At 66.1% G+C, this 6,690-nt stretch carries 3 protein-coding genes; all 3 read right to left on the reverse strand.

Features of this window, described 5'->3' with window-relative positions:
- The coding region (locus G474_RS0117540) for a DUF6531 domain-containing protein (RefSeq protein WP_026688098.1) at positions 1-4,384 on the reverse strand (4,384 nt) is incomplete at its 3' end.
- A gap of 99 nt (positions 4,385-4,483) precedes the next feature.
- Complete coding sequence (locus G474_RS0117545; protein ID WP_084513839.1) at positions 4,484-4,903, reverse strand: hypothetical protein; 420 nt, start codon at positions 4,901-4,903, stop codon at positions 4,484-4,486.
- A gap of 88 nt (positions 4,904-4,991) precedes the next feature.
- On the reverse strand, positions 4,992-6,690 hold a 1,699-nt coding region (locus G474_RS0117550; protein ID WP_026688100.1), incomplete at its 5' end, for a DUF2345 domain-containing protein.

Below are 6,690 nucleotides of genomic sequence, written 5' to 3' on the forward strand. Positions count from 1 at the left end.
TCCTTTCTTCCTCCCCTGAGCGGGCCAGGGTCCAGGCTTTTCTGTCCGCCACTTCCAGCCAGGCCAGCTTGGCTGCGACCTCCGTCTGGCTCGCTTCCCGCTCCGCTTCCCGGAGTTGCCGCGCCCTTACCGCTTCCGGTCCATACACCGTGTCCGGTGTGTCCGAGATCACCTGGGCCAGCGGGATGAAGCTTTCCGGTTCGTACAGGTAGCTCACGGTCTGGTTCGCCTGGATTTCCTGGACCAGCCTGTCTCCATCCCAGACGAACAGGGTCAGGCGTTCTGCCTGGCAGGCCAGTTCCGCTGCCGGACCATGGGTCCCCGTGCCCCGTACCGGCGCGTATTCCCTTACCCGTTTCGCTATCCTCCTGCCCAGTGGGTCGTAGCTGTATTCCGCTTCCACGCTGCCTTCCCGCCCCGGCCGCACCGCTTTTACCAACCGGTTTTCCGCGTCGTAGTGCAGGTTCAGGGTGTAGGGTTGTTCTCCCTTGCCGCCCCGGTGTACTTTCCGGATCGTGTTCCCTTCTCCGTCGTGTTCGTAGCTTTCTTGCAGGTAGTGTTTGAGCAGGTTTTGCGTGACCGGCGCCAGTTTCGGTAGCCGCGCTTCCTCCGGCTGTGCTTCCAGCTGTTCCAGTCCTTCCGACCAGTGCCCGTGGTCCTGCCCTTTTCTGTTGGCCATCCGGGGCCTACCCTGGGGGCTGCCGTCCGTCAGGTTGCCTGCCGGGTCGAAGGCAAATCGTTCTTCCAGCCCTTTTTGCCGCGCTCCGGTCAGTTGTCCCAGCGCGTCGTAGCGGTAGTCGATCCGGCCCCGGTGCCGGTCTTCTATCTTGATCAGGTTCCCTGCTGCGTCGTAGCCCTGCCGCCTCTGGGACAGGGTTTCCCCGCCTGGCCCGCCCAGCCACTGCTGGCTCAGCCTCGACAGAGGGTCGTAGCCCATCTTGCGCTGCAGCCGGCCCCGCTCCTGCCGCCCCATCTGCCGCTCTGTTTCCCGGTGCAGTTCATCGCGCTCCACGTCGACGATGGATTGCCCGTTCCACAGGCTCCCCAGCCAGTGCCCCGAGCCGTAGCGCTGGGTATCCAGCCGCCGGCCGTTGGGCAGCGTGGTCGCGATCCGGTTGCCCAGGGCGTCCAGCTCGTGTTTCAGGATGAACACTCTTTCGTGGGTCACACCGCCCTGGCGCAGCTTCAGGTGCTGGGTTTCTTCCTGCAGCCGGCCGCTGGCGTCGTATTGCCAGCTCAGCCGGACCTGGTCGTTTTCTGCGCCGATCATCCGCCCCTGGCTGTCGTAGCGGTAGCTGCTGCTCACCACGTGCGGGGAATGGGGGCGTCGGGCGGTCTTCCGGAGCAGCCGGCCCTGGCTGTCCCGTTCGTAGTCCAGCTGAGTCTTCCCTTCCCGCGCCTGGATCAGCTGCCCGGACAGATCGTAGGTATAGTCGTGCGCCTTGCCGTCAAAGCCCGTCTCCCGCACCAGGTTGTCCTGGGCGTCGTATAGAAATTCGCTTTGTTCGCCGTTCTGGTTCACCAGGGCGATCAGGCGCATCGCCGCGTCGTAGCGGTAGCCCAGGCTGTGCCCCAGGGGATCGGTCTGCCGGATCAGCTGGCCTTCGCCGTTGTAGGCATAGCGGCTGACATGGCCCAGGGGGTCGGTGCGCTGGGTGAGCCGGTCGGCGGCATCGTAGTCGTATTGTTCCCGGCTGCCGTCGGCTTGCTGGACTGCGCTCACCCGGCCCAGCTTGTCGGTTTCGTAGCGGGTGACGTGGCCGGCGGCATCGGTACTGGCGATCAGGTGGCCCAGGGCGTTGTAGCTGTAGCGGGTGGTCTTGCCCGAACAGTCGGTGTGGGATACCAGTTGGCCCGCCGGGTTGTAGCGCAGCTGCTTGCGGCCTCCCTTTGCATCGGTGATGCCCACCAGTTGCCCGGCTTCGTCATAGGCGTAGGCCGTGGTGTGGCCCAGGGGATCGGTCTGGGCCAGCAGGTTACCCTGGCTGTCGTAACGGTTCAGCCAGACCTGACCGCCCGGCTCGGTGATGCTGATGGGGTTGTTGTCCGCGTCGTAGGCGTAACGGGTCGTGGCGCCCCCGGGATCGGTCAGCGTCAGCAGGTTGCCGCGGTCGTCATAGCTGTAGTAGCTGGTCCGCCCTTCCGGGTCGATGTCCTTGACCGGCTGCCCGGTGAAGTTCCAGATCCGTTGCGCAAAGCTCGATGATCCGTCCGGATACCGGGTTTCCAGCCCGCAGATCAGGTGCTGCCCGTTGTACTGGTACACCCGTGCCGTGCCTACCGCGTCGATGACTTCTGTCTCGTACATGGACGGCCGGTGGATCAGCCGCGTGTCGTCGCTCCCGTCATCCGCAACGGTGCGCACGCAGCGGGTGCTAAAGGGATGTTCCGGCCCGGTGCCATAGGGGGCCCAGGCGGCATGCCCCTCCCATTCCAGGTTCTGGCCAAAGCCGCTGCCATCGGCGCTGTAGTCCGTGTAACGCAACAGCAGGTGGCAGGCGCCCGGGTAACGGTCCCCGGGTGCCACCTGGGTGTAGGCGTAGTGGCGGGCATGTCCCAGCACATTTTGCTGGCTGACCAGTTCCAGGATGCCGGGACGCAGGCAGCCCTGGGGATCCAGGGCCGGGGCATAGGTGTAACGGACATGGGTATGACGGCTGGCGTCCGGCAGCAGTTGCTCGATACGCCCTATCCTGCGCGCCAGGGCCTGGCGCCAATGGCCGGGGGCGCTCGCTGCGCCGGCACCTGCCAGGTAGGCCAGACCGGCCTGCTGATTGGCCCGGTGCAGGGCATCCAGTTCGCTCCGGCTCTGGCTCAGGGCGGGACTGTGGCTGGCCAGGCAGCTTTCGTCGGCGGGCAGGCATTCCAGCCACAGGCTGTGGCCATCGGTGATCACCAGCAGGGCGGCGGGGTCCAGATGCGCCAGGGCCGGATGGGCCCCCAGCTGGGCGCGGATTTCGGCTGGCGGCAGAATGTGCAGGTAGGGACCGTTGCGCCGGGCCTTGCGTACCAGGACATAGCGCCGGACGCCGTCCTGAGCCCGGAAGTGATCCGTGTCGCCATTGCGGTAGACCAGGGTCAGGGTGCTGGCACTATCCCGGCGCAGGATGAAGGATTCAAAGGCGGCATCATGGCTTTCGCCCACCTGGAGCGGAGGCAGGACCACGTTACGCCCCATGAAGTCGTGGTACACCAGCCCTGTGGCCGTTTCACTGATGGCCGTGGTGTAGGCGGTCGTCCAGCGGGCGCCCAGGATGCCGTCATCGTAGGGCTGATGGGAGGAGCGGTAGCCCCGGATGAACTCCACCGGAAACAGGCCCGGGACGCTGAAATCCTCCTGGTACAGGACCTCTTCCCCAGTGGCAATGACCACGGGTTTCTTGGTCTTGCTGCTCTTTGCCGGCGTGGCCGTACCCTGGCAGCCACAATCCTGGGGGGCCACGGCGCTCTGGGGTCCCGTAGCGGCCGGATGCCGGCCAGCGATATGTTCCGTCTGGGGCCGCGGCGCCTTGTTCTCGGCATTGGTGGTGGCATTCCGGGGAGTCTGCCGGGTCTCGCTTTCGCTCTTGGGGGCCGGACGGGGAGGCAGATTGCCCGGAACACTGCCCTGGCTGCGACCCTTGGTGAGCATTTTCTTGCCCAGGGGGATGAAGCCAGGGAACTTGCCGCAGCCGAAAATCGCGTCATGGACGAATTCCGGCCCCTTCTGCTTGATGTCGCCCAGCAGGCCATCCACCCGTTCCACCGGGCTTGGGCCGAACACACCGAAGGCCGCATTGACCAGCTTCACCCCCGGCTGCTGGGCAAACTGGTGCAGGTTGCCCTGGAGCCCTCCGACCACCGTGTTGAACTTGCCGTTGACCAGCCCCGGGTACTTGGGCAGTTCCTCGGCCACCATCTTTTCCAGCCAGACCAGGGCTTCGCCCTGGCCAATCGCCGCCAGATGGTCGCGCAGGTGATGAATGGCAAACTTGGGGTCCATCATCATGCGCATGGCGGGCTTGAACCCCTTCACCACCCCGCCGGCCACCGGGATCAGGCCCACCACGTCGATGGTGGTGCTGACCCAGTTGCCAATCAGCTTGTAGCCCCATTCCTTGCTGGCCTCGTCGTAGCTGCCCAGGTCCACGATGTCGCAGACCAGGTCGTAGGCCCCCATGGCGGTGGACAGCCCGGGAATGACCCCCACGGTAGTGCGCAGGGTATCGGGGGAAACCCTGACCTTGATGATGCTGTTGATCCAGGTGGAGAGATACACGAAGGCATCCCGCTCCACCACCCCGGCCAGCTGCGCCGATTGGCTGGTATCCATGCCCTGGGCCGGGCGGACGATGTGCTGGGTCTGGAGGATCAGCTCGGAAGACGAGGTATTGGGGGGCGCCATGGGGAGGAAAAGTCAGGTCAGGAGGGTTTCGGGTTCGCTACGGCAGGCAGTCGGCCTGAGCCGGCTCAGGGCATTACGGGCCGCCAGTGCCCTGGCAGCCTATTTCTGCGGTTCCAGGACTATGGAGGCGAGACAATCCCCGCCGCTCCCGGCCATGCCGAAGGAGAGCTTTCCCCAGGGCAGGAAGGCGGTATGCATGGTTTCGGCATCAGGCGCATCGCTCCCGGGAAGCTCGGTGATCTGCAGCGCCCCGTAGCGCTGCCGCACAGCTTCCAGGGAGACGCAGCCTGCGCCCAGCTGCAGCACCATGAACCCCGGGTCCCCGGGGGCAAAGCTCAGGCGCAGATCCACGCCGACAAGCTGCAGCCCCTGGTCCAGTACCACGCCGCCCCCTTGCAGGCGCAGCCCGTGGCGGCTGCGGCGGGTCTCCACCAGCGGGATGCCGAGCAGGGCTTCCACCCCGGCCTGGGTGAAGGGAATTTGGCCCACCAGGGCCTCCAGCAGCTGCCACCATGTCATTGCCGTCGTCTTCATCTGTCGTTCCTGTGCTTGGATCACGCCCAGCAAGGCCCCCAGCGCGATGCCCGAGAGCAGCTGCCGGCGGACCCTAGTTCCGGGCGGGGAAGTTCTTGTCATACCAGCCGCCGTAATAGTCGGCATAAGGTTGCTGGGTGTTGGAGGTACGCTCACCGGTTCCGAAGCGGGCCCCTATCGTCTGCCGTGCCGCGGCGGCGTCGCCATCCTTCAGGTACTGGTCGTACGCCCCATTGTAGGCGGCGTGGTTGGCGCTGTTCCCGGCGATACCGATATCGGGGCCGCCGTTGGCGATGATCTCCCGCTGGACCTGGATGTTCTTCAGGGTGGCCGCCCCTTCATCCGCCAGGGTCCCCTCCAGGAACTTGGCCTTGGAGGAAAAATCCGGCTGGTAGGGGTGGGTGGCATGCCCGACCTCGTGGGCCAGGGACTGGAGCACGGCCTCCGGATTTCCCTTTTGAGCACCGTCTATGGTGATCAGCTTCTTGGCCCGGCTCGCCGTGGAGCCGCCCAGGGCCGGGCCGTATTCGATGGCCCAGTTTTCCTTGTCCAGCTTCTCCAGGTCCCGTTGCAGGCCGGGGGACTTGGCCACCAGCTTGTCCACGTCCTCTCCCAGGCCGGTGGCAAAGGGCTGCGCACCGGCGGGGCCAGCGGCCGCCAAGGTGCCAGCCGCCTCGGCCAGAGCGCCCTGGGGGGCCGGCGCGGCAGCATCTTCCTGGGGCGGGCCCAGGCCCGGATCAAACGCCTCCAGCTGGCTCTGTATGCCTTCATCCTTGACGTGCAGCCAGTCCTCCCGCCCCTTGAACGGCATCGGGTCAGCCCCGTAGAAAATCTGCGCCGCACCCCTGGGCACCCCGGCCAGCAGCGCCTTGCCGGCTCCATCCAGGACCCCGGTGCGGATCGAGCCGTCCGCCAGGATGGCCTTGAAACTGGCCCCCCGGATCGGTTCCCCGTTCTCGTAGTGATGCTGCAGCACCATGTCGCCAGGCTGCATGGGCATCTGGGGCAGGGCCCCGCTGAAATTGCCGCCGGCCGGCCCGGTGAAATTCTTGATGCTGCCGTGGATATTCACGGGTCCCGGGGCCTTGATGTCGATGGTACCGGCGGCCAGGCGGATCTGGCAGCCGCCGCCGGTGAGGGTCAGGGCGTTGGGGGTGGAGATTTCGATGTTCCCGGCCACCGAGGCGATCTTGAAGTCCCGCTTGGCCGTGGCTTCGATGTTGTTGTCGTGGGCCTGGATCAGCACCTTGCCCTTGCCGGCGAAGAGCTTGATCTCCAGTTCATCCACGAACACGCTCCAGGCCTTCTTCACCGCCATGGCGAACTTCCGCCCGATGGCCAGGTTGGTGTCCTGCTGGCTGCTCAGGTGCAGGTGTTCCCCGGCCACCAGCTGCCCCGTCTTCGGGGTGCTGCAGACCAGGCCCGCCGGGCTCGACAGAGCCAGGATCGGTTCGGCATAGCCGGGCACCTGAGCCTGGACGCCGGTGCCGCCCGACTGGCTGTAGGTCCGGCGCGCTGCTTCCAGCAGCTTCCGGGTCTCGGCATTGACGGCCAGGGCTTCGGCCGTGTGTCCTTCGGCCACTTCGGTAAGGGCCTGGCTCATTTCCAGGGCCCCCTGCATCTGGGTGGTCAGTTCCCGGGAGTCCAGGTGCGTGCTCTTGGCGTTTTCCCGGGGATCGGTGCTGATCAGCAGGCCCTTGGCGGCCCGCAGGGCGCCGTAGTGGTCGGTACGCAGTTCGAAGCCTTCGCCCCGGGGCTCGCCGTTGCCGCCT

This window comes from Azovibrio restrictus DSM 23866, assembly GCF_000429665.1.
Classification (GTDB): Bacteria; Pseudomonadota; Gammaproteobacteria; order Burkholderiales; family Rhodocyclaceae; genus Azovibrio; species Azovibrio restrictus.

Excerpts from the sequence above, each read along its gene's own strand:
- G474_RS0117545 (WP_084513839.1), bottom strand. The coding sequence starts at position 4,903 with ATGACATGGTGGCAGCTGCTGGAGGCCCTGGTGGGCCAAATTCCCTTC.